General features: G+C 48.3%; 2 protein-coding genes and 1 pseudogene. 1 reads left to right on the top strand and 2 read right to left on the bottom strand.

Translation table 11 applies throughout. The annotated features are described in order from the left end of the window. Window positions 1-30: 30 nt before the first annotated feature. Both ABD76_RS23445 and ABD76_RS23450 read right to left on the bottom strand, forming a co-directional pair. Window positions 31-1,242, bottom strand: a complete 1,212-nt coding sequence (locus ABD76_RS23445; protein ID WP_242069605.1) for an IS4 family transposase — start codon at window positions 1,240-1,242, stop codon at window positions 31-33. Further along, the gene (locus ABD76_RS23450; RefSeq protein WP_197259452.1) at window positions 1,239-1,412 is read right to left on the bottom strand and encodes a hypothetical protein; all 174 of its coding nucleotides are present in this window, start codon (window positions 1,410-1,412) and stop codon (window positions 1,239-1,241) included. The genes ABD76_RS23445 and ABD76_RS23450 overlap by 4 nt, the downstream gene beginning before the upstream one ends. A 184-nt stretch (window positions 1,413-1,596) precedes the next feature. Between ABD76_RS23450 and ABD76_RS23455 the strand changes: the two are divergent. Then, window positions 1,597-1,807: pseudogene (locus ABD76_RS23455) on the top strand (IS1380 family transposase); the annotation flags it as partial.

Below are 1,807 nucleotides of genomic sequence, written 5' to 3' on the forward strand. Positions count from 1 at the left end.
CAGACATGTTGATTAACCAAATTGTGTAACTCAAACAAGCCCGGCAGGGCTGAATTTTTCTCTTATCCTCTGCATCTTAACGAGCCATTCGGGAGGAAGGGAATTTAGCCTAAATAGACGTGCAAAGTGAATAAAGGACAGCTTTTGATGCCTAGATACGACCCCTTGAGTGGTATCAAATAACCATTTGAGTAACACGTAAACGATGAGAGCTACAAACAGCTGCCCGTACACGGCATTTTCAGTTGTCCCGAACAAAGTAGGGATATTCAAGTGCTGCTTGATCCAGCGAAAGAAAACCTCGATTTGCCACCGGGCTTTATACATCTGTGCGATTTCTTCTGGGGTCACTTGCATGAGATCGGTAACGACGCGGAGTTCTCGGCCATCGAAATCTTGGAAGGTAACGACGCGATGCCGCTTCTTGGATCGACATTGCTCTGTTCCAAGTTGGCACGTAATGTCCCGGATGACCGGGCTGTTAGGCTCTTTTTGCCGGCGTAGAGCACGTGGTTTTTCAAGATGAACGTTATCACGCAGTCGAACGACAAAGGATTGACCTTCTTCTTTGAAACGATCTAATCGTTCGAGCTTCCCGTAAGCCCGGTCCATAACCATAATGTAATCCAAATGGGTTAAGCTTTCACAGAGCGGACCATCATGTTTCGAACCAACCGTTTCGACCACGTTTAGAGGGGAGTCGCATTGGGCTTGCAAAGAAACATGTAGCTTAATGCCCGAACGCTCACCATGGTAAGGGGCCCAGGGCAAGCGAGTTTTTCCTACCGTTACGGTCGTCGAGTCAATCAAAAGCAATTCTTTAGGAAAGGCCAGCTTTCGGGTCGTTTGACGATTACAGGTTTGGATGAGCCGGTGTAGGAGCTCCTTGAATACAGCAAAGGGAACCTCAGCTGCCTTTCCGGAAAAACTGGAATAATGGACAGGAAGCAAGCCGCTGGCTGCTGCATGAACCACACCTGAACGGTAGCTATCCCATTGTTCAGAGGCAGCCATCGCCCAATATTGTAGCAAATGATGGACGGTAAACTTGCGGGCCTTGTCTTTATAGCCGGCGAGTTCGATTGCAGAATCGATTTCTTCTGCAGGCAAAACGGATTGAAGGATGGACAGGATCGTGGTAGACTTTTTCATGGAGTCGCCACCTTTCTTCGGTTGAGTTTGTAGGCGTACAAACATTTTACCGGGTGTGCGGCTTTTTTCTACCATTTTGTGGTTAATCAACAGGTGTGCTGCGGGATATACATCGTCAGCTTGCCGTCGAAGAACGGTTGCTCCTCGAACGTGTAGTAGCGCTTTCCAACCCTTACCGGTCCCGTGCGGATATCGTGCGGCTCCTTCGCTTTCTCCGCTTCGTTCAGCAGCGCCTGAATTTTCTCATCCATAAATTCCATTCCACTGACCATCCCTTCCCTCGAATAAAACAGCCCGAAGATCCAGTTTTTTGTCTACATCATAAAAACCTGAATCCGTGAAATGAAATCATAGAAAAGTTAGAAAATGAGCCGCCGGTAAAGTAAAATAAGGAAAAAGGGAAGAATTCCCGTATTTCTTTAACTCACCCCGGAGGTGCCATTGATGAAACCCGTACGTTTTCAACTGGATCAGTCCGTGGAGATGCTGACCGCTCATTCCGGTTTTGCCCTCATTGGCTTGCTCCTTTCCCATACCCAGATTGCCAAGCGCTTGACTCGTTCCTCGCTTCCCGGTGTACATCAACCCACGGTCACTCACCCGGATGTGGTCTACGCGTACCTGGGGCTACTTTGTCAAGGGAAAAGTGACTTTG

It is taken from the genome of Paenibacillus dendritiformis (assembly GCF_015845845.1).
GTDB lineage: Bacteria > Bacillota > Bacilli > Paenibacillales > Paenibacillaceae > Paenibacillus_B > Paenibacillus_B dendritiformis_C.

Excerpts from the sequence above, each read along its gene's own strand:
- ABD76_RS23450 (WP_197259452.1), bottom strand. The coding sequence starts at position 1,412 with ATGGAATTTATGGATGAGAAAATTCAGGCGCTGCTGAACGAAGCGGAG.